Annotated in this window: 16 protein-coding genes; 8 read left to right on the top strand and 8 right to left on the bottom strand. The window is 72.0% G+C overall.

Annotation, left to right across the window (positions count from 1 at the left end; translation table 11 throughout):
• Positions 1 to 2 precede the first annotated feature (2 nt).
• Positions 3 to 608: a nucleotidyltransferase family protein gene (locus TsocGM_RS10135; RefSeq protein ID WP_126725199.1), complete on the bottom strand. Its 606-nt coding sequence runs from the start codon at positions 606 to 608 to the stop codon at positions 3 to 5.
• A complete protein-coding gene (locus TsocGM_RS10130) occupies positions 605 to 1,738 on the bottom strand; it encodes an XdhC family protein (protein WP_126725198.1) in 1,134 nt (377 codons plus the stop codon). Before TsocGM_RS10130 ends, TsocGM_RS10135 begins: the two co-directional genes overlap by 4 nt.
• A gap of 291 nt (positions 1,739 to 2,029) precedes the next feature.
• Here TsocGM_RS10130 and TsocGM_RS10125 point away from each other — a divergent pair, with 291 nt between their 5' ends.
• From TsocGM_RS10125 to TsocGM_RS10095, 7 genes are all read left to right on the top strand, one after another.
• On the top strand, positions 2,030 to 3,322 hold the full coding sequence (locus TsocGM_RS10125; RefSeq protein WP_126725197.1) for a Gfo/Idh/MocA family protein: 1,293 nt from the start codon (positions 2,030 to 2,032) through the stop codon (positions 3,320 to 3,322).
• Positions 3,323 to 3,411: 89 nt separating this feature from the next.
• Positions 3,412 to 4,485, top strand: a complete 1,074-nt coding sequence (locus TsocGM_RS10120; protein ID WP_158633476.1) for a type IV pilus twitching motility protein PilT — start codon at positions 3,412 to 3,414, stop codon at positions 4,483 to 4,485.
• Positions 4,486 to 4,595: 110 nt separating this feature from the next.
• Positions 4,596 to 5,180 carry a Maf family protein gene (locus TsocGM_RS10115; protein ID WP_126725195.1) on the top strand — a complete coding sequence of 195 codons (585 nt, stop codon included), beginning with the start codon at positions 4,596 to 4,598 and terminating at the stop codon, positions 5,178 to 5,180.
• 314 nt (positions 5,181 to 5,494) lie between these two features.
• The gene (locus tag TsocGM_RS10110; RefSeq protein ID WP_126725194.1) at positions 5,495 to 6,382 is read left to right on the top strand and encodes a M28 family peptidase; all 888 of its coding nucleotides are present in this window, start codon (positions 5,495 to 5,497) and stop codon (positions 6,380 to 6,382) included.
• 204 nt (positions 6,383 to 6,586) lie between these two features.
• A complete protein-coding gene (locus TsocGM_RS10105) occupies positions 6,587 to 9,931 on the top strand; it encodes a hypothetical protein (RefSeq protein WP_126725193.1) in 3,345 nt (1,114 codons plus the stop codon).
• A gap of 400 nt (positions 9,932 to 10,331) precedes the next feature.
• Positions 10,332 to 11,192 (top strand): response regulator, encoded by an 861-nt coding sequence (locus TsocGM_RS10100; protein WP_126725192.1) that lies wholly within the window; start codon positions 10,332 to 10,334, stop codon positions 11,190 to 11,192.
• A 5-nt stretch (positions 11,193 to 11,197) separates the two neighbouring features.
• Complete coding sequence (locus TsocGM_RS10095) at positions 11,198 to 12,454, top strand: hybrid sensor histidine kinase/response regulator (protein ID WP_126725191.1); 1,257 nt, start codon at positions 11,198 to 11,200, stop codon at positions 12,452 to 12,454.
• 67 nt (positions 12,455 to 12,521) lie between these two features.
• Here the strand turns inward: TsocGM_RS10095 and TsocGM_RS10090 are convergent, their stop codons facing one another.
• The 5 genes from TsocGM_RS10090 to TsocGM_RS10070 all read right to left on the bottom strand — a co-directional run bounded on the left by TsocGM_RS10090 (position 12,522) and on the right by TsocGM_RS10070 (position 20,611).
• Complete coding sequence (locus TsocGM_RS10090) at positions 12,522 to 13,022, bottom strand: hypothetical protein (RefSeq protein WP_126725190.1); 501 nt, start codon at positions 13,020 to 13,022, stop codon at positions 12,522 to 12,524.
• A gap of 823 nt (positions 13,023 to 13,845) precedes the next feature.
• Positions 13,846 to 15,531: a hypothetical protein gene (locus TsocGM_RS10085; protein ID WP_126725189.1), complete on the bottom strand. Its 1,686-nt coding sequence runs from the start codon at positions 15,529 to 15,531 to the stop codon at positions 13,846 to 13,848.
• Positions 15,532 to 15,919: 388 nt separating this feature from the next.
• Entirely contained in the window at positions 15,920 to 17,041 is a 1,122-nt protein-coding gene (locus tag TsocGM_RS10080) for an ABC transporter ATP-binding protein (RefSeq protein ID WP_126725188.1), read from the bottom strand.
• The gene (locus TsocGM_RS10075) at positions 17,038 to 18,186 is read right to left on the bottom strand and encodes a hypothetical protein (protein WP_126725187.1); all 1,149 of its coding nucleotides are present in this window, start codon (positions 18,184 to 18,186) and stop codon (positions 17,038 to 17,040) included. Before TsocGM_RS10075 ends, TsocGM_RS10080 begins: the two co-directional genes overlap by 4 nt.
• Positions 18,187 to 18,691: 505 nt before the next feature.
• Positions 18,692 to 20,611 carry a M20/M25/M40 family metallo-hydrolase gene (locus tag TsocGM_RS10070; RefSeq protein ID WP_126725186.1) on the bottom strand — a complete coding sequence of 640 codons (1,920 nt, stop codon included), beginning with the start codon at positions 20,609 to 20,611 and terminating at the stop codon, positions 18,692 to 18,694.
• A 451-nt stretch (positions 20,612 to 21,062) separates the two neighbouring features.
• Here TsocGM_RS10070 and TsocGM_RS10065 point away from each other — a divergent pair, with 451 nt between their 5' ends.
• Positions 21,063 to 22,646 (top strand): coiled-coil domain-containing protein, encoded by a 1,584-nt coding sequence (locus TsocGM_RS10065; RefSeq protein WP_126725185.1) that lies wholly within the window; start codon positions 21,063 to 21,065, stop codon positions 22,644 to 22,646.
• Positions 22,647 to 22,801: 155 nt separating this feature from the next.
• Here TsocGM_RS10065 and TsocGM_RS10060 read toward each other — a convergent pair whose 3' ends face one another.
• Positions 22,802 to 24,262, bottom strand: coding sequence for a DUF1501 domain-containing protein (locus TsocGM_RS10060; RefSeq protein WP_126725184.1), 1,461 nt, complete (start codon positions 24,260 to 24,262; stop codon positions 22,802 to 22,804).
• Positions 24,263 to 24,376 lie beyond the last annotated feature (114 nt).

Genomic DNA, 24,376 nt, shown 5'->3' with positions numbered 1-24,376 from the left:
CATCACTCGGGGGACCAGCGGCGGTAGTCGTCCGGCGTGTCGAGGTCGGCGGTGGTTCCGGGATCGGGCACGTCGAGCAGGACCACGCGATCGGCGAACCGATCACGCAGCGCGTTGATGCCGACGCCGGGGGGAAGCTCCCGGATGGACCGAGCCACCTCGGCCGGCAGCGCCAGCGGGTGGCCGCGCTGGCCCTCGAAGACGGGGACGACGATCGACTCGGGCTCCTCCTTCGCTCGGGAGACGACCGAGGCGATCAGCCCCGCCGACAGGCCGACGCTATCCCCCGGCGCGATGAGCACCGTTCGGGCGCCGAGGGAGGAGCGGTCGAGGAAATCGAGGCCGACCTCGACGGTGCTCCTCATGTCCTCCGTCGGCGACGGCACGGGGATGGCGAGGGCTCCCGCGTCGGCGGCCTGCTGGAACAGCTCGGCCGAGCCGGGGGCGTCGAGCGGAGGGCCGACCACCACGACGGCCGCGACGCCCCCCCGGCGCAGGGCGGCGATCACGCGATCGATCACCGTCCCTCCCCCGGCGACCGGCAGGGTCAGCTTCGGCCTGCCCATCCGCTCGCTCCGGCCGGCGGCGGGGACGATCGCGGCGATCACGAGCCGACCGCCCCGGCGGGATCCGCCTCGGCCTGGGAACCGGGCTCGTCGGGAGCGTCGACCGGCCGGGAGAAGTCGTTCGTCGGCACGGCCTCGGGCCCGAGGTTGCGGCGGGCGATGAGCTGCGCCACCACACTCACGGCGATCTCCGGCACCGACTGCGAGCCGATCGGCACCCCGATCGGCGCCGTCACCCGGGCCAGGTGGCGCTCGGCGACCCCCAGCCCCCTCAGGCCGTCGAAGATCAGCCGGATCTTGCGCCGGCTGCCGATCAGCCCGACATAGGCCGCCGGGGTGGGGGCCAGGTGGTAAAGCGCCTCCTGGTCGTGCCCGTGCCCTCGGGTGACGACCAGGGCGAAGGTGTGCGGCGTGACCTCCAGCGCGGGCAGGACCTCCTCGATCGGCCCGACGACGATCCGGCGGGCCTCGGGGAACCGCTCGGCGTTGGCGTACCGGGAGCGGTCGTCGACCACCCAGACGTCGAAGTCCGCCTCGCTCGCCAGCCGGGAAACCGCCTGCCCAACGTGCCCGGCGCCGACGATCAGCAGCCGGATCCGAGGCAAGACTGGCAGGATCGCCACCCCGTTCCTCGACGCGAGCCTCGGCCTGCGGTGGACCGGCTCGATCAGCTCGAGCACCCCCGGCGGCGGGGATCCTCCCGGAAGCGACGAGACGAGCCGCCCCTCCGGCCCGAACAGCCACCGGGAGCCGAGTCCCGGGGCGCCGCAGCGGTCGGGGTCGACGGCGACGGCCTCGATCAAGCCGAGCCCGGCGTCGATCAGGTCTCGGTAGGCCCGGAAGTATGAGGAGGCCTCCGGCCCTCGGAAGGCCTCGGTAAGGATGACCATCTTGCCGCCGCAGATCAGGCCGTCGGCCCAGGCGTAGTCGTGGTCCAGGACGAACGAGTGTTTCTCGGCGCCCGGCTGGCCGAGCCGTCGGATCGCCTTCTGCTTCACCTCGTTCTCCACGCAGCCGCCGCCGAGCGTGCCGACCTGGCCGCCGTCGGGGTTGACGAGCATCAGGGCGCCGGCCTTCTGGGGAGTCGAGCCCTTGGTCTCGACTACCTGGCAAAGCAGCGCGTCGAGGCCGGCATCGAGCAGTTCGGTGATCGAGGAGAGCACGTCTCGCATGGCTCAACAGTGCCGGTCGCGGGGCCGGGTGGGCGGGGTCCGGTCAGGTGACCCTTTCAGGCTAGTCGGCGTCGGGGAGGCTCGGCAAGGCGGTCGCCTGCTGGAGCCGGGGGATCGGAGGGGTTAGGATGCGGGGACATCATCCGCCGATCGGGGGTCGGGACTCGCGCCGAGGCGCAGAAGACGAACCGGAGTCGATTCGGGCGAACGATCTCGTCTGCTCGGCGACTCCACCGCTCCGCGAGAGGCCTCCTCCGTCCCTGCCGACGCCAAGCACGAGGAGCCGCAGCCATGACCGAGCCGAATCGTCGAGCGTTCCTGGGCACCTCGGCGACCGCGATCGCCGCCGGGTGGACGGTCCTCTCCCCCCGACCGGGCAAGGCGGCCCCGGCGGACCTGGTCAACGTCGCGGTCATGGGGATCCGGGGCCGGGGAGACGGGCTGGCCCAGGGGTTCGCCGGGCTTCCCGGCGCGAGGGTAACGCACCTGGTCGACGTCGACTCCCGCCTCTTCTCGCAGGCGATCCCCGCCATCGCCGAGCGCCAGGGCGTCGAGCCCAAGGCCGAGACCGACTTCCGCCGAGTGCTCGACAACCCGGACGTCGACGCCCTGATCGTCGCCACTCCCGACCACTGGCACGCGCCGGCCACAGTGTTCGCCTGCCAGGCGGGCAAGCACGTTTACGTCGAGAAGCCGGCCTCGCACACCCTCTGGGAGGGCCGGAAGATGGTCGAGGCGGCCCGGAAGTACGGCCGGGTCGTCCAGGTGGGCACGCAGAGCCGCAGCACGCCGCATTACCGGCACGTGATCGAGGAGGTCATCCCCTCCGGCCGGATCGGAGCGGTGCTCCAGGCCCGTGCCTGGAACAGCCAGAAGCGCCCCGACCTCACGGTCCAGCCCGACTCCGCCCCGCCCGAGGGGGTCGACTACGACCTCTGGATCGGCCCCGCTCCCAAGCGGCCGTTCAACCCCAACCGCTTCCACTACACCTGGCACTGGATGTGGGACTACGGCACCGGAGACGTGGGCAACGACGGCGTGCACGACCTGGACATCGCCCGCTGGGGCCTCGGCGTCGGCATGCCCCGGACGGTGGCCTGCACGGCGACGAAGATGCTCAACAAAACATGGGAGACGCCCGACACCGTCTTCGCCTCGTACACCTTCGCCGATTCCCCCGCCATCCTCATCTTCGAGCAGCGCGACTGGTCCCCCTACGTCGAGATCGGCTTCGAGAACGGCGTGACCTTCTACGGCACCAAGGGCCGGATCGAGATCGGCCGAGCCGGCTGGCGGCTGTTCGAGGGGAACGACCCGGTCCCGGTCGAGTCGGAGCCGTTCTCCGACCGCCACCACTTCGAGAACTTCCTCGACTGCGTCGCCAGCGGCCGCCTGCCGAACGCGGACATCGAGCAGGGGCACCGCTCGGCCTCGCTGGCGCACCTGGCGAACATCGCCTACCGAACCGGCCGAGGCTGCGTGACGATCGACCCCGAGACCGAGCAGGTCGTCGGCGACACCGAGGCCCAGGCCCTCACCCGACGCGAGTACCGCTCCCCGTTCGCCATCCCCGACGAGGTCTGACCGTCCGCCCGCCCGCCGCCGCTTTGGCCCGACCCCGATCTCGGCGACGGGGGAGGGCGGGGCGGCGCGGCGGCTCAGGGATCTCAGCCATGAACATCCAGGAATTCCTGAGGTTCGCGGTCGGCCAGGGAGCCTCCGACGTCCACCTCCAGGGCGGCTCGCCGCCGAAGGTCCGGATCGACGGCCAGTTGCGCGGGGTGGAAGGGGGCGCGCTCGGCGACGACGCGATGCTCGCCTTTCTCCGATCGGTCGCCCCGCCGTCGCTCGGGGATCTTGACGCGGCGCTCGACCTCGGCTCCCGGTTCGCCTTCGAGGTCGACGGCCTCGCCCGCGTCCGGGCCTCCCTGTACCGCAGCGAGGGGTCCCCCGGGGCCTGCCTGCGGATCATCCCCGGCCGGCCGAAGACGCTGGAAGACCTCGGCCTGCCCGCCGTTCTCCGGGAGATCGCCCTCGCCCGCCGAGGCCTGACGCTGATCGTCGGCGCCTCGGGCAGCGGGCGGTCGACGACGATGGCCGCGCTGGTCGACGCGGTCAACCGCGCTCGGCCTTCGGCCGTGGTGACGATCGAGCACCCGGGCGAATTCCTCCACGAGCCAGACAAGGCGATGTTCACGAGACTCGCCCCCGATCCCGGCCCTGACGGCACCGCTCGAGCCATCGACCGGGCCCTGGAACTGGATCCCGACCTGATCGTCGTCGGAGAGCTCGACCGCTCCGAGGCCGCCCTGCGATCGGCCCTGGCGGCGGTCGAATCCGGCCGTCACATCGTGGCGGCGGTACGGGCGTCGTCGGCCATCCGGGCGCTGGAGCAACTGCTCGACCCGGTCGCCCCCGAGCGGAAGCCCCCGCTGAAGCCCCGACTGGCGGCCGCGCTGGAGGCGATCGTGGCCCTCCGGCTCGCCGCGGCGAAGGCCGGCGGCCGGCGCCCGGTCGTCGAGGTCCTCCGCGGCCTGCACCACACCCGGGAGCTCTACCTGGCCAACCGCCTGGACGACATCGCCCGCCTGATGGCCGGTCAGCAGGGCGGCATGCAGGAGTTCGACCGCCAGTTGCTCGCCCTCTACCGCGCCGGCCTCGTCAGCGGCACCGAGGCCCTCCGCCTCGCCACCGACCCCGAGGCCCTTGGCGCCGATCTCCAGGCCAACCGCCGGCCGGCCGCCTGACCCGGAGGGCGACCGCCCCCCGACAGAAGCCCCGGGCTCGGCCGTGAACCTCCCCGGGATCCCCACCCTCGGGATCCCTCCCCGACCCCTCCCCCAGGGAGCTGTTGTTCATGCGATTGATCCTCGCCAGCGCCTCACCCCGGCGCCGGCAGTTGTTGGAGGAGGCTGGCTTCGCCATCGAGGTCGACCCCTCGGGCGTCGAGGAGCCCGAGCCCGACGGCCCGGTCGACGCCGCTTCCTACGTCGCCGAGCTGGCCTGGCGCAAGGCGCACGCGGTGGCCTCGCGCCGGGGCTCCGGCCTCATTCTCGCGGCCGACACCACCTGCGCCCTCGATGGCCTCCTGCTGAACAAGCCCGTCGACCGCGACCACGCCGAACGCATGCTCCTGGCCCAGGAAGGCCGCGAGGTGGCCATCCTCACCGGCCTCTGCCTCTACCGAGCCGACCTCCTCGAATGGGCCGGCGCCGTGGAGACGAGCATCGTGCACGTCCGTCGCATGACCGACGCCGAGCGCCTCGCCCACCTCGACTCCGGCCGCTGGGAGGGGAAGGCCGGCGCCTACGGCGTCCAGGACGACGACCCGTTCGTCACCGTCGTCTCCGGAAGCTGGTCGAACGTCGTCGGCCTGCCGATGGAACGGCTCGAGCAACTCCTCCGCGACCACCCAACGCTCTCGGACGCTCCCCGACGATGACCCGGGGACGCCCCCTCCCCGGCGATTCGCCGCCGTCTCCCCCTGCTCGCCGAACCGGAGCCGACCCAGGCCCCGACTCCCCCGGCTGACCGCCTCGATCGCGCTGGGCCTCGCGATCGGGACCGCCTCGTCCCCGGTCCTCGGATCGGAGCGCCGGCCGAACGTGCCGCTGATCCTGACCGACGATCAGGGCTGGGGAGACGGACCTGAAGGGAGTGCGGCTCCGCCGGGACGGCCCCTGAGCGCCCCGGCGACCGACCGTCCCGATCCGGATTCCTCCCGATCTCGAAGCCCGCATTCCTGATGAGCCCGACATGAATCTTCCCAAGCGGGACGACCGGTTCGACGGCGGCCGGGCGATGGCCGACCTGATCCGGCTCTGCGCCCTCGGGCCCCGGCCGAGCGGTTCGGCCGCCAACCAGAGGCAGCGCGAGCTGGTCGCCGAACATTTCCGGAGGTGCGGAGGCACCGTCAGGATCCAGGAATTCTCAGGAGATCATCCCCTGACTGGGGAGCCGGTGCCGATGGCCAACGTGGTGGCCTCCTGGCGGCCGGGGGAGGCCGACCGGATCCTGATCGGAGCCCACGGCGACACTCGGCCGAGGGCCGACCTCGAGCGCGACCCGGTTCGACGCCTCGGTCCGTTCGTCGGCGCCAACGACGGAGCCTCCGGCGTGGCCGCCCTCATGGAGCTGGCCAGGCTCCTGCCCGATGTGGGGATCGGCCTTGGCGTCGACCTCGCCATGTTCGACGCCGAGGAGCTGGTCTTCGACGAGGAGGGAGCCTACTGCCTCGGCTCCCTCGAGTTCGCCCGCCGGGCCCGCGAGGACGAGGAGGCCGGGGGACCGCGGTACGGGGCCGCCCTGGTGCTCGACATGATCGCCGGCCGAGAGATGGTGCTGCGCCGCGAAGGATTCGGCCTCGATTACGCCTGGTGGCTGACGGAAGAGGTCTGGGACATCGCCCGAGGGCTCGGGGCGTCCCGGTTCTCGGAGGCGATCGGCCGGTACGTGGAGGACGACCACCTGCCGCTGCTGGCGGCGGGAATCCCGGCGATCGCGCTGGTCGACATCGAGTTCCCTCAGTGGCACACGCTCGGCGACGTGCCCGAGGCGTGCTCGGCCGGGTCGATCGCCGAGGTCGGCCGCGTTGTTCTGGCCTGGATCGAACGGTGGGCGGACTCGAGTCAACAGACCACCTGACAAGGACACTTCCCCGCCCGGCTCGGCGCTCGATCCCGTGATCGAGCGATCGTTCGTTCGAGCGTTCGAGCGTTCGAGCGGAGGGGGAAAATCGGGGTTCCCCGACAGCGGCCCCGAGGCTACGATCCGCCCGGAACCGCCTGCGCCCGGGGAACCGGATCGGGCGCGGGCCCGAGCGTCAGCGGGGCAGGGAGGCCCGGAGCCATGAGCGGTTTCCGACGGGGTATCGCGAGCAAGTCGGATCTCGATCAGACCCGCGGAGCCGGGGAGAACCGGAGCGAGGGGCTCTGGTCCTTCGGCCGGGGGGCACTCCGCTCCGAGTCGTCGAGGATCCGAGTGGGCGCCGTCGTCCTGGCGGCGGTCCTCGCCCCCGGCCTCGCCTCCGGCCAGGAGTTCGAGGTCCCCGAGCCTCCGAGCCTGGGGCTTCCCGATCTTCCCCGGCCGTCGCCGGCCGCCGAGGAGCGCTCCGATCCCGAGCCGCTGCCCGACCCCGCCCCGGATCGGCCCGCCCTGGAGCCGACCCGGCAGGAGATGGCCGCCCTGGTCGAGGGGTTCGAGGGGGATCGCGTCTCCTGGCGGCAGGAGACGGCCGACGCCCCGATCCGGATGCAGGCCCACGAACGCGCCGCCGATGCGGCCTTCGAGGGGGATCGCGGAGAGCGGTTCCGGTTCGTCGCCGGCCTGGGCAGCGGCGTCTACGTCAGCTACCCGCTGCCCCGGGTGCCGATCTCCAGGGAGCTGCGAGCGTCGGTCTACGTCCGATCCGACCGCCCCGGCGTGCAGTTGCTCGGCCGGGTGGTGCTGCCGAACGACCTGGACCCGGAAACCGGGCAGCCGTTCTTCGTCAACATCCAGGGGACGATCTACGAGGAGCCGGGCCGCTGGCGACGGCTGGAGTTGACCGACCTGCCGGAGGCCGTCGAGCGTCAGGCTCGGATCCTTCGGATCAAGACCAACCAGCGTGTTCAGCTCGACGGGGCCTACCTCGACCGCCTGGTGCTGAACCTGTACGGCGGCGCCGGAGAGTCGGAGGTGCTGGTCGACTCGCTCCGGATCGAGCCGGTGCCGGCCGACCTGATCGAAGGCGGTCGGGCTGCCGGCGGCCGGGTCGACTTCGCCTCGGACCTTGGGGCCGGTCCCCTTGCCGACGGGGAGGTGGGCGTTCCTGAGCCCAGAGCCGCCGAGGGGGAGGGACTGATCGCCGGCGGCCGGGCCCGGTTCCACCGGAATCGCCTGGAGCTGCTCGACGAGCCCCAGCGGGCCTACTTCCCCTGGGTGCCGACGATCATCGACGCCCCCGGGGCCTCGGTCGAGGAATTGCGGCGGTTCGGGTTCGACGTGTTCGCCATCCGCCCGGGGACCTCGAGCCGGGAGGTCGAGCGCGCGGCCGACGCCGGGTTCCTGCTCATGCCGATGCTGGGCGATCCGCTGCTCGGCCCGGCCGACGCCTCGAGAGCGGCCTCGGCGGCGGCGTCGTACCCGAGGAAGGACGCGGTCGTCTTCTGGCACCTCGGCGAGCAGCTTGGCGGCGACGACCTCCCCGATCGTCGCCGGGAGACCCTCTCCCGGATCCGGCAGGCGGCCGAGGCGCTGGAGGACGCGGGAGGCCCCTCCTCTCCGCTGGCCACCGGCGACGTGGCGGGCGATTACGCCCTGTACGCCAGCCGGCTGGGGCTGGACCTGATGGGAGTGCACGGCACGCCCTGGGGATCACAGCAGCAATTACGTCATTATTATCACTATTTGATCGCACGACGCGACCTGACCGGCCTGGCCAACCCTGAGGCTCTGTTCTGGACCTGGATCCCGGCCTCGGCGCCTCCGGAGCTGCAGCGGGCGATCTACGGCGACGATCCGCCTCCCCCGTGGGGAAGGCCGCAGTTGCAGCCGGTTCACATCCGGCTGGCGACGGTCGCGGCGCTGGCGGCTGGCTACCGGGGGATCGGCTACCGGGCCGACGCCGAGCTGACCCGGGCCTCCGGCCGCGCCCGGCTCATCGAGCTGCAATTGCTCAACGCCGAGATCGACTTGTTCCAGGAGATCCTCGCCCGGGGCATCGGCACGATTCATCGGTATAAGCTCACTCTTCCTCCCGACGAGGAGACCGGCCGGCCGATCGATCGGAATTACAACCGGAACACCCCGCGCAAGCTCGACGAGCCGTCGGAGGCCTGGGAGACGCTCTGCGTCGGCTTCCCGACCCCCGACCGCCGGGGGACCCTCCTGCTGGCCGCCAACTTCGGTTTCGACGGCCAGTGGATCCCGCCCCAGCTGGCCAACAAGGAGCTGCGGCTCACCGTGCCGGGGCACACCAACGTCTCGGCCTGGGAGGTCAGCCTGGGGGGCGTCCGGCACCTGGAGCGGGAGCGGGCTCCGGGCGGGGTCGAGATCCGGCTGACCGACTTCGGGCCGACGAGCTGGATCCTGCTGACTCCCGACCTCGAGCTGGTCGATCGGCTCCGCCAGAGCATCGCCTCCTGGGCCCCGAAGGCAGCCGAGCTGGCGATCGAGCAGGCCGAGCTGCTCCTGAGGTCGACCGTCGAGACGCACTCGCAACTGGTGCTCGACGGCCTCGACGTGGAGGGAAGCGACCAATTGCTCCGGCTCGCCGAGGAGCAGTTCGAAGCCGCCCGGGCCGGCCTGGCCCGAGGCGAGGCGGAGGAGGCCTTCGCCAACGCCCGGAGAGTCTCCCGGCCGCTCCGCATCCTGATGAATGAGCATTACAAACGGTCTCGAGACGACTTGATCGAGGCGACCTCCTTCGCCCACGACCCGGACGTGAAGGTCCTGCTCACCCCGGTTTCGGCTCCCCCCCTGATGAGCTTCAACACCCTGCCGCAGTTGGAGCTGTTCTGGACAAGCACGATCCGCTCCTACCCCTTCGGCCGGAACCTGCTTCCGTCCGGAGAGTTCGAGGAAACCGACCCGCAGGCCTTCGTGGAGGAGGGCTGGACGAGCGTCGGCTACGAGGTCCCGGGACTCCGGGGGACGATCGACATCCAGCCCGACGCCGCCGAGAACGCCCGAGGCAGCCGAGCGATGCTCCGGCTCCGGGTCCGGACGGAGGAGGGCCAGAACGTCGACGAGCTGCCCCCGGTGCAGGACCGGATCGCGGTGGGGATCAGGACGCCCCCGATCCGGGTCCGCCGCCACGAGTTCCTGAGAATCTCGGCCCTGGTGAAGATGCCGGACCAGCAGGCCCCGGGCAGCGGGGGAGGGGTGATCGTCCGGGATTCGATCGGCGGGGAACTGATGCAGTTCCGGGACTATGAAGGCATACCCGAATGGCGCCGGGTGGTGCTTTATCGCCGCGCCCCCGAGGACGGCGAGCTGACGGTGACCCTCGGCCTGGCGGCGACGGTCGGCGAGGCCTACTTCGACGACGTCCGGATCGAACGCGCCGAGCAGCCCTCCGGGACCGTCCCGGGACCGGCCCTGGGGGCCTCCCCGGCGGTGGCGACGCCGAGGCCGCCGGCGACGGCCGTGCCGGAGGCCTCGGAGGTCGGCCGACGGCCTGGGGCCGGCGGCGAGGCGGTCCCTCGACGCTAGCTCAGGCCCGGAAGGAAGGGGGCCGAGCCGCCCCGGAGCGCTCCTGCCCCCTTGATCCTCCCGCCGATGGCCGATAGCCTGCGCTCATGGGCCGAGTCCCGCCCGGATCGGCCCCGGGCGTCGTGCGAGGATCTCGACCGGGGCCCCCTGCCGTCGGGCGAGAGGACATCGAGGATCGCAGTGATGCGCGCACGCCCCCCGGCCCGATCACCGTCTGAAGCCGCCCCCGCTTCCCTCCGATCGAGCCCGCCGGCGGCCGGGGGCCGGGCCCGATCGTTTCCCTGACCTCGGCCCGGATCGGATCGGGGGCGGATCCCCCCCGGTCGGTCGTTCCCCCCGGCGCGGCCCGTCGGCCCGCACCCCCGTCCCGTGATCCGCAGCCTCGGGAGTCTCGTCGACGATGGAGAGGGCCTTGATCGTCGAGGACGACCCGGATCAGGCCGAGATGGCCGCGTCGTTCCTCCGGCTCCGGCAGTTCGACGCCCAGACGGCGCCCGACGGCCGCTCCGGGCTGGAGCGGGCCCTCGCCGACCGGCCGGACGTCGTGCTGCTGGACCTGATGCTGCCGGACCTCGACGGCTTCGAGGTCTGCCGGCGGCTCCGGGCGGATCCGGGGGCGATCGACCTGCCCGTGGTGATGGTCACGGCCCTGCACGGCGACGCGCCGCGGCAACTGGGCTTCCGGGTCGGCGCCAACGCCTACCTGACCAAGCCCTACGGCCCGAGCGACCTGTACCAGGCGGTCGACCTGGCACTGGCCTGGAGGGCGTCGCTGGGGGGGGAGCGGCTGCGGGGGGAGATCCACATCGAGCTGGACAGCGCCCCTCGGTTCCTCCGCGAGGTCAACGACTTCCTGATCGGCCTGTACCGGGCCACTCCGCTGAGGATCGACCAGGTGCAGCACCTGCAGCAGGCCGTGCTGGAGATCGGCCAGAACGCCATCGAGTGGGGCAACCGGATGCGGATCGAGCTGCCGGTGGAGCTGACCTACCGGGTCTTCGAGGACCGCGTGGAGATCGTCATCCGGGACCAGGGATCCGGGTTCGACCGCGCGCTGCTCCCCCACGCGGCCACGCCGGACGACCCTCTCAGTCACATGGAGGTCCGCCGCCGGCTCGGCCTGCGCGAGGGGGGCTTCGGCCTGCTGATCTCCCGAGGCATGGTGGACGAGCTGCGGCACAACGAGGCGGGCAACGAGGTGACCCTGACCAAGCGATTCCCCCCCGACGCGGTCCCCGATCGCGCCGGCCAGGAGGCCTGAGTCCCGTGGCCGAGGCCGCCCCCCATCGCCCCGCTCCCGCCCCCCCTCCCTCGGCGGGCCGCCGGCACAAGCCGGTCCTGCTGGTCGTCGACGACGAGCCGGAGGTCCTCCGCTCGCTGTTCGACCTGTTCCGGCTGGACTACCGCGTCCTGACGGCCACCCGGGGGGCCGAGGCCCTGGAGCTGCTCGGACGCGAAGACGTCAGCGTCATCATGTCCGACCAGCGGATGCCGGAGATGAGCGGCGTGGAGTTCCTCCGGAGAGCCCGCGCCATCCGCCCGGAGGCCACCCGGCTGCTCATCACCGGATACGCCGACCTGAAGGCCGTGATCGACGCGATCAACGAGGGACACGTCTTCCGCTACGTCGCCAAACCGTGGGAGCCCGACGAACTGGGAACCGTGATCCGCCAGGCGGTCGAGCACCACGACCTGATCGTGGACAAGCAGCGGCTGATCGAGGAGCTCTCCGCGGCCAACGTCCGGCTGGCGGAGGCCAACCGGCTGAAGTCCAACTTCATCGAGGTGGCCAGCCACGAGCTGAACACGCCGGTGACGATCGTGCTGGGCATGGCCGAGCTCTGGAAGCTCACCCACCCCGGACGGGCCGACGACCCCCAGGGGGACTGGGTCGACCGCATCCTCGCCGCCGGCAGAAGGCTGGCATCGACGGTCGAACGCATGCTCAAGCTCCTGCACGCCGACCGCCTGGCGCCCACCCTCGACGCCCGATCGGTCGAGCTGGGACCGCTGGCCCGAGGCGTGGTCGACGACGTGGGCCCGTACCTCGACGCCCGCCACCAGCGGATCGAGCTCGACCTGGCCCCGGGGCTCGGCTCCGCCGAGCTCGACCGGGACAAGATCGCCGACGCCCTCTCGAACCTGGTCATCAACGCCATCAAGTTCACCCCCGACGGCGGCACCATCCGCCTCTCCGCCCAGCCCGACGGCGAGGACTTCGTGCGCTTCGAGGTCGCCGACGAGGGGGTGGGCATCGAGCCCCGCGCCTGCGCCCTGGTCTTCGAGCCGTTCTTCACCGGCTTCGACACCATGCATCACTCCTCCGGCGACTTCCAGTTCGGTAAGCGCGGCATCGGCCTGGGCCTGAGCCTGGTCCGCACCTTCGTCGAGATGCACGGCGGCACCGCCTCCTGCCGGAGCGAGCCGGGGGTTGGATCCACCTTCCAGATCCGACTGCCCAGGCGGCTGGCGAAGGAGAGCCGAGGGGTCCCCCCCCCGACCGAAGCCGACGGCGAGGGCTGAGGCCGGAGCTCGGTCGCGTCGAGGCCCGGCGGACCCCAGCCCCCGCCGCCTCGGGCTCCTCGACGGGTCAGCTCCCGGTCGAGCTTCCTTCCTCTCGCTGGATGTAGTCCTTCAGATAGGCGAGGAAGGTGGGCAGCCCCGCGTGCTCCCAGGCCGATTCAATCTCCTGCTTGAACCGCTGGTTGACCGCCTGAAGGGCTCGGACGGCCTCGGCCTCGGGAGCGGACGGGTCGAACACGGCCACCTGGTCGTGGGTGTTGACCGACAGGAGGAACCCGGCCGGAGACGGCCAGGGCTGGACCTGCAACTTCATGTGGGGGTAGCGGGCGTTCCCCAGCCGCAGCGCGTAGGTCATCGAGCGGTCGGGGCCGGACGCCGACGGCTCGAAAGGAGGGGAGTCGAGGGGAACCGGCCCGGGAACCTCTCGCCAGGCGAGGCGACGCCGCACGGCCTCGGGCAGGGGGGTCTCGGGGTAGGCCAGCTCCAGGTAGATGGCGATCGCTCGCTCCAGGGCGTCTCGAACAATCTGACCCTCACATCCCGGGCCGTGATCCGATTCGGACGTCATTCGTGCCCCTCCCCTCGCCCCCGCCCCATCGCCGGCGGGCGAGCGTGGCGCGTCCCAGTCGGTCGCTCAACGATACGCCTATTCTACGATCCGGGACGGCCCTGGGGCTACGACTGCTCCGATCCTCGGGCCCGTGTTTGTCTCCCCGCGCTCCTGGAGAAGGGCCGATCCCAGACGCGCCCCCCGATCGCCCGGCCGGGCCCCGAACATGGCGGGGCGTCACGCCCCCGGTGCGCTCGGGAGATCGAACGGAACTCGAAACCAGAGAACATCTTCGGAGATCCGCGTTGGGTTCGTTCCGCGCACCGGGCGCCGGCCCCGTCCGGTCCTCGACGCACCGATCGCCCGGCCGATCCCGGTTCGGGTCCGATCGGGACGGGAACGGACGAGAACGCCGACCGGCACGCTCCGGCACGCCGCGGACACCGAGACACAATTCCTTTTAACCCAAAGAGATCCGAACGAATCCAACGGCCAGATTGGCTTCGTTCCGCTCGGGAGCCGGGGACGATCGGGCGACCGAGGAGGACCCCAAACCAAGGGCCGGGGAGCGTGGGCCGAGCCGGCCTGAAGAAACTGCAGGATGCAATGCTAAACGCGTCCTGGACCCAGGCAAGAAACACACGCGAGATCGCACGCAATCAAGACGGTTCAGCACGAGGGGAGGAGACGAGACGGGTTCGCTTGTCAAAGAGCCCCCTCGAGGGGGAGGAGCCGATCGCCGGGTTGAGCGGAGTGGAGGAGAGCCGAGGAGACGACTCCCCTCGGGGAGATGATCGGGGAATCAGGGAGGGGCGGTCAGGGAATCGGGGGGGGGGAGCGCTCAGGAGCGGAGGGAGGAAACGTCGGTCCCGAGGGGATCGCTGGAGGTGAGCAACAGGGTGCCGAGGAGCTGGAGGAGGAGGGCGAGGCCGGCGAGGCAGAGCAGGGGGGAGGAGCCGAGTCCGGGGTCGAGGAGGATGGTGGCGCCGAGGGGCCGAGAGGTGCCGAGGGGGGAGAGCACGAGGGCGGGGGAGAGGGCCCCGGCGGCGGTGAGGAGGAGGCCGAGGATTGGGAAACGGAGGCGACGGAGGGCAAGCGAGGCGAACAGGAGGGTCCGGCAGCGGGAACGCCGGGAACCGGAGAGGAGGGAGCGGTCCTGGAGGGCCTCCGTGTCGATCGGGAGGGCCCGTCGAGCGGCGGAGAGCGCCCAGGGGAGCAGGGCGAGGGCGGTCGCCCAGGAGACGAGCAGGGCGGGGGAGCGGTAGGGGTCGAGGGCCAGGAGGATCGCCGAGACGATGGGCGAGGAGGGGGAGGCGGGGATCGAGCGCCGGGAGAGCTCCGAGAGCGCGATCAGGCCGACCCCGAGGGCGATCGGCGGGATCGAGTCCAGCAGGGTGCCGACGGGACGGGAGAGGCGGGTCGAGCCGAGCGGTCCGGAGAGCGCCATCGCGGCCAGGGCGGCCCCGGCGCCGACGGCCAGGGCGCCGAGGATCGGGGAGGGGGGATCGAGCAGCGCCGGCAGGGTGGCCTCGTCGGCGAGGGATCGCCCGACGGCGGAGAGCAGGGCGATCGCGGGGGCCAGGACGAGCAGGAGCCAGGCGGAGAAGGCCAGCAGGGAGAGGGCCGATCGGATCGGGCCGGAGGGGGCAATCGGGCCGGAGGGGGCAATCGGGCCGGGGAGGCGGTGGTTGCCGGAGTCGGAGGCCGGGGGAGGGAGTTCGTCCGGCCCGGCCCAGCGGACGAGAATCAGGCGGACGACCACCGAGACGGCGAGGCCGAGGGTCGCCAGGGCGGCCGCCCGGGGCCAGTCGGCCCGGGAGGTCATCCCGCAGGAGGCGACGATCTGGGAGCCGATCGTGCGCCGAAGACCAAGGACAAGCGAGCCTCCCGGCTCCAGCAGCAGGACCGCGAAGACCGAGGCCGAGGCTCGGGCGACCGAGGGGCGGACCAGCGGCCAGGCTCCGGTGCGCCAGATCCACCCGCGACCGGCGCCGGCTCGGGTTGCCTCCTGCAACCATTCCGGCCGAAGGCGGTCGAGGGCCCGGGAGGTCCACCAGGCGATCCAGGCCGAGGCGAAGCCGAACTGGGAGAGCCCCAGCGCCAGCCATCGGGCGTGTCGGGCGACGAGCGGGCCGATCGGGGAGGGGAGGGCCTCCGTTATCGGGGAGAGGGCGGGGGCGAGCAGCCCCAGGCCGATCGCCGCGAGCAACGGATGGCAGCCGGCCGGCAGGCGGAGGGCCGTCAGGGCGAGCGATCGCCGCCAGCCGGAGGGGGACCGGGCGACCCGGGCCAGGGCGATCCCGGAGCCGGCGGCGCCGGCGACGACCAGGAGCGACAGCGCGACGCTGTTCCACAGGCAGGTGAGCACGAACGGGTCCGAGACGGTCAGCCCCCAGCGGACAACCGAGGCGAAGAGTTCCCCGGAGGGGCCTCGCTCGACGATCGTGGCGATCGCCAGGGCCAGCGGCGGAGCGAGGACCAGGGCGAGGCTGACGGAGGCGCCAAGCCCTCGGAGGAGGCGGCTCATGGCGAACTCCGGAGCGATCGGGGGACGTCGGATCGAGGAGGCTCTGCCCGGTGGCTCGCCCCCGATCCCTCGGGTGGGGGGGGAGGAACCGGGCGATCGGCCTCCCCTTCGAGCAGGAGCCCGAAGGTCCCTCCCGTGCCGCTCCTCCCAGGAGCCTCGGCGCTCCGATCCGAAGGGGATCGGGAGGGCCTGGGTCGGAACGCCGCCGGGCCCGGGAGGCCGTCGAGTCGGAGGGAGGCGATTGGCCGGGCGCCCGGCCTTGCCGGCCCCCTCTTCCCGGCAAGGGTCAGTCCCTCCCCTCGATCGGGGGGGAGCGGGGATCCGAGGGGGCGGGGGCGCCGATCGGGGGAGCGGGTCGAGCTCGTCGGGGGGATCGCGGAAGAAGGGGTCACGGGGAAGGCTCCCCGGCCTTTGGGCCGGTGGCGTAGCGGCCGAGAAGGACGACGACGTGCTCGGGGGAGACGGCGACGGTGAGGGACTGGCCCTCGCGGAGGTCGGGGGCCTGCGGGTGGAGCGCCGAGGCGACCAGGGGCCAGTCGCCGGGGCCCCGAAGGTCGAGGGCGCGGAGGGCGCCCTGGAACGACTGGCGCTCGACGGTGGCGGTGAAGCGGTTGGCGTCGGTCGGCAGGGAGGGGCCGAGCCGGATCGACTCGGGGCGGATGGCGACCGTCACGGGAGTGCCGATCGGCGGCTCGGGCCGGGAGGGGGAGCCTAGGCGGCCGACGAGCCGGCCGATCGGGGTGCGGACGAACAGCTCTCCGGCGGTCGAGGTGCCGGCCACCTGCCCCTGGAGCAGGTTGGCGGGGCCGAGCAACTGGGCCACGAAGGCATCGGCCGGGGTGGCGTAGACCTCGGCGGGAGTGCCGACCTGGACGATCTTCCCCAGGTCCATGACGGCGAGCAGGTCGGAGAGGGCGAAGGCGTCGTCTCGGTGGTGGGTGAGGACCAGGGTGGTGCGGTCGGACTCGGCTCGGAGGCGGCGGAGGTCGTCCCGAAAGAGGGGACGGTTGCGGGGGTCGAGGGGGCCGGTGGGCTCGTCGAGCACGAGGACGAGGGGGTCGTCGACCAGGGCCCGGGCCAGCTCGGCCCGCCGGCGCTGCAGGTCGTCCAGCTCGGCGGGCTTGCGGTCGGCGATCGCCTCGACCCCGACGCTGGCCATCGCCTCCTCGACCTTCTTGCGGCGATCTCGGCGGGGGACGCCCTGGACCCGGAGGGCGTAGCCGACGTTCTCGGCGATCGTCAGGTGCGGCCAGAGGGCCTCGGCCGAGGCGAGGAAGCCGAATCGGCGCTCGGCGGGGCGGGTCGACTGGAGGAGGCGGTCGTCGAGGAAGATCTCGCCGCGGTCGGGGGTCTCCAGGCCGACGATCAGTCGGGCGAGGGTGGACTTGCCCGAGCCGGGGGGCCCCAGCACGGCGAGCCAGGATCCGGGGCCGACGGCGAGGCTGGCCTCGTCGACGGCGGCGACTCGGTCGAGGCGCTTGACCAGCCCCTCGCAGAGCAGGCGGCTCATCTCGGCTCCTCCCGATCCGGAGGGCCCGGCCGCTGGGCGTCCAGGCCGAGGGCGATCGCTCGGGCGCGCTGGCGGGCCCAGGCGGTCCACTCGGCTCGGAGCCAGGGGAGGAACAGGGGCTCGGCCAGCAGTCGGCCCCCCGCGACGGCGGCCAGCTCTCGGAGCGAGGCCCGGTCGAGGGGGCGGGCGGGACGCTCCCAGGAGGATCGGAGCCAGGAGCGGGCGTCGTCGTCCCGGACGAGGGCCTCGGCGAGGGTCTCCATCAAGGGCAGGCGGTCGGGGTCGTCGCGCAGCTCCAGGATCGAGGCGGGAGGCCAGGGGGGGGGCTCGTCGAGGAGGGCGAGGGCCCAGGCCGAGGAGGGGGCGTCCGGGGAGCGGTCGGCGGCGGATCGGGCGTCGCGAAGCTCCGCTCCGGCGTCGATCGCGATGGCCCCGATCAGCTCGGCGGCGAGGATCTCCCCGGCAAGGTCGGTCGCATCGGCGGGAGTCGGGGAGGCCATCGGAGAGGGATCGCCGCTCCATCTCGAGGCGAACGCCAGGAACGAGGAGGCGAGGGGATGGGTCGAGCCCTTGACGAGCGCCGCCGCCTCGGGGCAGGGCGGGGGTGCCGGGGAGGGATCGGCGAGAAAAGGGCCGGCGGGAGGTCGGCCGGCGAGGTCGATCAGGGCGGCGTAGCCGTCGTCCCAGTCCCCTCGGTCGAGGACGGCCAGGACCCGGCAGCGGGCGATCGGATCGATGCGGGGGTCATCCGCGAGCGCCGGGACCAGGGGAAGGGCGTTCGATGGGCCTCGGGGGGGCAGCAGAACGCGATGGGGGCCGGAGTCGGCATCGGAGTCGGCACCGGCGTCGAGGGGGGCCAGCAGGCCGAGGCGATCGAGGGCATCGAGCGTCTGGGGGGGCCAGCCGAGCAGCAGGTCGACGCCGAGGCCGGCCGAGGCGATCCGGGAGGGGTCGGCCCCGGGGGAGGTGCGGAGCCATCGGATGCGGGAGGGAAAGGGGGTGTCCTGGGAGCGGAGGGCCTGCTCGATCGCGAGGCAGGAGGCGCGGTCCCAGGGGGTCGCGATGACCAGAGGATGGTCGTCCGAGCAGCCCGAGACGAGCAGAAGCAAGGCCGGGAGCAGGAATCGGGGACCCTGGGCGGTCACGGGAGGGGTCCGGGACGAGGACGGAAGCGGGATGAGGGATCCGAGAGGGCGATGGCGATGGCGATGGCGGCCCCGTCGCACGCCCGGCGCCGACGGTCGGCGCCGGGGAGATCGGGGACGGGTCGGCCCCGGGCCATCGATCTGACATCGAACCAAAGCAGCATCATACCAGAGTTCGAGGAAGGCGGAGGATGGGATCGACTCGAGGAGGGGGCCGAGTCGACCCCCGATGGGAAGGCCCGAGCCTCGGGGATCGCCGCGCCCCCAGGCTCCCCAGGACCGGAATGATCCTCGATCCGAGGAATCCGGCATGACACCGAACCAATGGAATCGTGAGGGACACCCGTCGCGCGACGTGGAAACGTGGATGCTGGGCGATCGACGCCGGGGGGTCGGGGAGCGGCCCGGGGAGGGTCCTCCCCGAGCCGGCCACCGGCCAACCTCCTCCCGAGATCGCTTGGCCCGAGGCCTGGCGTCGGCTGTCCGCGGAGGAGCGGGAAATCGGTCAGTCGTCGTGGCCCTCTCGGGGGGCGGCGGCGTCGAGGGTGGCCTCGAGGGTGATCGTGTCGTCTCCCCGTCGGATTTCGATGGGGACGGTGTCGCCGGGCTTGGAGCGGGAGAGGCCCTCCATGAAGTCGTAGATGGTGCCGACGGGCTGGCCGGCGAAGCCGATGATGATGTCGCCGCCCTGGAGGCCGGCCTTCTCGGCGGCGCTTCCCTCTCGGACGCCGTTGAGGCGGACGCCCTGGATCGAGTCGTCGTAGTCGGGGATCGTGCCGAGCGAGGCGGAGGAGCCAGCCAGGCGGGGCTGAGGCTCGGGATCGGCGGAGGCGACGAAGGCGGGGCGCTCGGGACGTCGGGCGAAGTCGAGCAGCAGGACCTCGGCGAAGTCGGCGATCCGGGCCATGCCCTCGAAGTCGATCCGCTCGGTGTCGTCGCTGGGGCGGTGGTAGTCGCGGTGCGTACCGGTGAAGAGGAAGGCGACGGGGATCCCCTTCTCGTGGAAGGGGGCATGGTCGCTGTTGCCGGCGACCTGGGCGTTGGGCTTGATCGTCAGGCCATACGAGGGGCCGACGGCGGCCACGAGGTCTCGGAGGCCAGGGGTGCTGTCGACGCCGAAGACGGTCAGCTCCCGGTCGTCGCCGAGGCGGCCGACCATGTCGAAGTTGACCATGGCGACGGTCTTCTCCAGCGGGTAGAGCGGCGCGTTCTTGACATAATGCCGGGAGCCGAGCAGGCCGCGTTCCTCGGCCGAGAAGGCGATGAAGACGACCCGACGGGGCAGGGGGTCGGGCCGGCGGGCGAGGCGTCGGGCCATTTCCAGGAGCATGGCGGTGCCGGAGGCGTTGTCGTCGGCGCCGTTGTGGATGTCTCGGGAGAAGGGGGCGAGCGAGCCGGCTCCTCCCCGGCCCAGGTGGTCGTAGTGAGCGCCAACGACGACGGTTTCCTCGGCCATCGGGCCGGAACCTTCGAGGACGCCGACCACATTGCGGGCGACGATGGTGGGCTGCTCGACGTTGATCTCGGCGTCGAGGGAGACGCCGTCGAGGACGAAGCCGGCCGGGGTCGGCTCGGCCCCGGAGCCGATCGTCTGCTCGAGTTCGGCGAGGCTGGGGGCGCCGGCGGCTTCGAGGATCTGGTCGACGAACGCTCTTCGGGCGTGGACGAAGGGGATGGTGGTGTAGCGCTCGGTGCCGGCGGCGGTGAACAGGAGGAGCTCGTCCTCGTCGCCGTTGAGGCTGCCGGCGTCGTTGACCAGGAGGACCATCTTCGCGCCGTGGCGGAAGGCGTTGGTGGCCTTGTGCCGGAAGGTGGCGACGTCGGGGGGCTGGGGGCCGTCGGCGGCGAAGGGGGAGCCGGGGGAGTCGTAGCCGGGGGCGCGGCGGAGGAGGATGACGGCCTTCCCCGCGACGTCGAGACCGGCATAGTCGTCGTAGGAGAACGCGGCCTCCTCGTCGGTGGTGATGCCGAAGCCGGCGAAGGCGATGGGGAGGCCCTCGGCGCGGAGGGAGCCGCCGATGCTCAGGGGCATGAAATCGCGGCGGAGGTTGCCGTCGAACTCGGCGGGGGGCTCACGGTCGACCCGGGCGACAAGATCCTGGGACTTGCCGAGACGGGGGTTGCCGGTGATCTCGAAGGGCTGCTCGAAGCTGTCGAGGCCGGGGGCGGTGGCGAGCCCGAGGTCCTCGAAGACGCGGGCGATGTACTGGGCGGAGCGCTCGATGCCGGCGGAGCCGGGGGAGCGGCCCTCCTGGGTGTCGTCGGCGAGGAAGGAGACGTCGGCGCGAAGCCGCTGGACGGCGGGCTCGGCGGCTTGCTGGGCCGTCGAGGCGGCGGGGAGGGGGCCGCAGGCCAGGACCAGGCAGAGCGCCTGGGGGAGGAGCGACGTCGGGGTCGGGAGGCGTCGGCGGCGGGGCGGCTGCATCGTCCGGTTCCGGGTGGGCGGGTGGCTCGGAGTCTGTCGTCGCGAGGGAACCCGGATTGTCGGACGATCGGCTCCCAAGCGTCAAGCAGTCGCCGGCCGGGGGGACGGGGAGGATCGGGAACTCGGAGCGGGTAGGGGGGGAACGGTCGGGGGGTGGGGGGCGTCCAAGGTCGCGACGGCGGGTGGAGGGGACGGCATCGGCCTGTGTCGAACCTGCGGGTCGATCCGCGCGGGGGGCCGAGCGGCGGCCGGGGCCGGTTTGACCGGCCTGGGAGCGGCTCCTAAAATCAGAGAGAGATTGCTCTTTCGGACGCTCCCCTCTGCTCGCGATCCGGCACCGATCCCCGCGATCGCCGCCCTCGAATCGAAGTCACGACGACCCCAAGCACCAGCGGACAGCCTGGACCGGCCACCCCCGCGGATCCGGCCCGGCCGGCGGGAGTTTTCTTCCATGTCGACAGCCAACGACTCGCAGGGACTGAAGATCGCGGTGGCGATCTTCGTCTCGCTGACCGTGATCCTGGCCGTGACGTCGTACTTCCTGTATTCGGAATACAGCAAGGCGTCGGAGCAGCTTGAGGCGGCCAGGAACGAGGCCTCGCAGGCCAACCAGAAGGCTCAGCAGGCCAACGCCAACCTGCTTTCGTTGCGGGATCGGGCTGGGTACTCGAACCTTTCCGACCCGAGCGCCATCGAGCAGCAGATCAAGCAGGACCAGGACGCGCTGGTCGAGAAGCTGAACACCGAGCTGGGTGCCGCCGTGCAGGCGATCGGCCGGGCCCAGCAGGAAGGGGCGACCGGCCCCGAGGTCGCCCGGTTCCGCCAGAACATCGACACCCTGCTCCAGAGCTTCCGCGACGAGTCGACCCAGAACCCGACCTTCAAGGGCTCGCTGGCGACGCTCGCCTCCCTGACGGCCAATCAGGCCTCGCTGGCCAGCGCCCTGGCCACCGACAATGTCCGGCTCCGCCGCCAGCTGGAGAACGTCAACAACGTGAACCAGGCCGAGCTGAACACCCAGCAGCAGGCCGCCCAACAGGCCCAAGACGACCTGGCCAGCGAGCACCGCAAGTACGAGACCCTCTTCGACCAGCAGCGGCAGACGATCGATAACCTGACGACCCAGGTCGCCACCCTTCGCGCCGAGAACGACCAGCTCGCCCAGCGGCTGGCCAACCAGCAAAACGCCTATGAGGCCGAACGCGAGCGGCTGCTCACTCAGATCAACGACTGGCGGACCCGGGCCGAGAAGGAGGAGGGGGTGCTCGACGTGGCCGACGGGTACGTCACCTTCGTCGACTACAGCACCCGACGGATCCGGCTGAACATCACCCGGAGTCAGGGGGCCCGGCCCCAGATGATCCTCTCGGTCTTCGACGCCGACGCTCCGGGGCTGCCCACCGACAAGCCCAAGGCCCGGATCAAGCTGCTGCAGGTCAACGAGCGCGACAGCGTGGCGTCGATCGAGGAGGAGTTCGACAAGACCAACCCCATCCGCGCCGGCGACCAGGTCTACTCGGCCGCCTGGAGCCCGACCGAGCCGCAGCGGTTCGCCCTGATCGGCAAGATCGACATGAACCGGGACGGCGTGGACGACCGGGACGACCTGATCCGGCTGATCGAGGCGGCCGGCGGGGTGATCGACTATGACCTGCCTCCTCCGGGCAGCGGCCAGGAGCGGGGTGAGCTGAACGCCGGCATCAGCTACTACGTGATCGACGAGCGCCAGCCGATCCGGACGCCGTCCAACGCCCGGTCGGTCCGAGAGATGAGCCTGGCCGAGCAGGCCTTCGCCGAGACGAAGACCGAGGTGCTCGACCGGGCCCGCAGCCTGGGCATCCGACCGCTGCCGGTCGAGCGGCTGCTCTCGTCGCTCGGCTACTCGTTCGGGATGCTGATCCCCGGCGAGCCCGAAGCGACCAACGATCGGGCGCTGCGGAACCTGCTGAACCCCGGCGGCATGTCCGCTCCCCCTCCGGGCACCGAGGAGTTCGAGCGGAACCGCCAGGAGGCCGGGCGGGCCGCTCCCTTCTGATCCACCGCTCGATCCGATCCGCGGGTTCGCATCGCGGGCCCCGCCGGTCGAGTTCGACTCGGCCGGCGGGGCCCGGTTCGATTTCGAGGGCCCGCCGCCGTTCCGCATCGAGGGGAGAGAACGCGGCGGCCGGCCGAGTGTCGGTCGGTCGTCGGTCAGCCGACGACGATGCGGCGGGAGACGACCCCCTCGTTGAGCGTCGCCCGCTCGGGGCGGCCTTTGTGCAGGTAGACAAGGCGGTCGGGGTCGAGGCCCATCAGGTAAAGGATCGTCGCGTGCAGGTCGAGCACGTGGGTGCGGTCCTCGATGGCGTGCAGGCCGAACTCGTCGGTCTGGCCGATGACGCGGCCGCCTTGCAGCCCGCCGCCGGCCAGCCACATGGTGAAGCCGTAGGGGTTGTGGTCGCGGCCGTCCCCCTTCTCGGACATCGGGGTGCGGCCGAACTCGCCCCCCCAGACCACCAGGGTCTGATCCAGCAGGCCCCGACGCTTGAGGTCCTTGAGCAGGCCGGCGACGGGCAGGTCCATCGATCGGCAGTTCTCGGTGTGATTCTTCTCGATGGCGGAGTGGGCGTCCCACTTGCTGCCGGCGCCGTGGTAGAGCTGGACGAAGCGGACGCCGCGCTCGACCAGGCGGCGGGCGAGCAGGCAGTTGCGGCCGAAGGTGGCGGTCTCCGCGCGATCGAGCCCGTAGAGCCGTCGCGTCTCCTCGGTCTCCTGGGAAAGATCGACGGCCTCGGGGGCCTCGGCCTGCATCCGGAAGGCGAGCTCGTAGGAGGCGATGCGGGCCTCCAGTTCCGACTGGTCGGCTCGGGCGTCGGCGTGCCGGCGGTTGAGGCGGCCGAGCAGGTCGAGCTTGCGGCGCTGGCGGGAGTCGGACAGGTCTTCGGGAGGCAGCAGGTCGGGGATCGGCTCGAGGCCGCCGCCGATCCGGGTCCCCTGGTAAACCGCCGGCATGAAGCCGGTCCCCCAGTTCCGCGGCCCTCCGGCAACCAGCGCCCGCTCGTTGTCCTGGATGACGACGTAGGAGGGCAGGTTCTCGTTCTCCGTGCCCAGCCCGTAGGTGGCCCAGCTTCCCAGTGACGGCCGGCCCCCCCGGATCGACCCGGTGTTCATCTGGCAGACGCCGTTGACGTGGTTCAGCCCGTCGGAGACGCACGAGCGGACCACCACCAGGTCATCGGCGCACTCGCCGATGTGCGGCAGCCAGTCCGACACCCACAGGCCCGACTCCCCCCGGCGCGACCACGTCCGCCGGGAAGGCAGCAGGGGAGACTCCATCTCCCCCATCGGCGTGATGACCCGCTTGATGTGCTTCGGCAGCGGCTGGCCAGCGAGGCGGTTGACCTCCGGCTTGGGGTCGAAGGTGTCCAGCTGGCTCGGGCCGCCTTCGAGGAAGACGAAGATGACGCTCTTGGCCCCGCCTCCTGGCCGGATCCAGGAGGCCGGGTCGGGCGTCAGCTCGGGCTCGCCGGCCCGGGCGATCGCGTCTCCCAGCAGGTACGACAGGCCCAGCGCCCCGAATCCGGCCCCGCCGCGCAGAAGCATCTCGCGACGAGACAGGGGGGAAACCCGGTGCGGGATCGGCGTCGGTCTCGGTTCGATCGGCGAGCTCATCAGCCGGCCTCCGGAGCGGGCAGGGGAGTGGGATGACCAACGACGGATGACGGCACGGAAGACAACCGCCGGAATCCGGAGGGCGGCGGAGCCAGGAACGCGGCTCGTCTCCGG

The organism is Tautonia sociabilis (assembly GCF_003977685.1).
Taxonomy (GTDB): domain Bacteria; phylum Planctomycetota; class Planctomycetia; order Isosphaerales; family Isosphaeraceae; genus Tautonia; species Tautonia sociabilis.
Note: the sequence above shows the minus strand (reverse complement) of the source record. Positions and strands in the feature narration are given on the sequence as shown.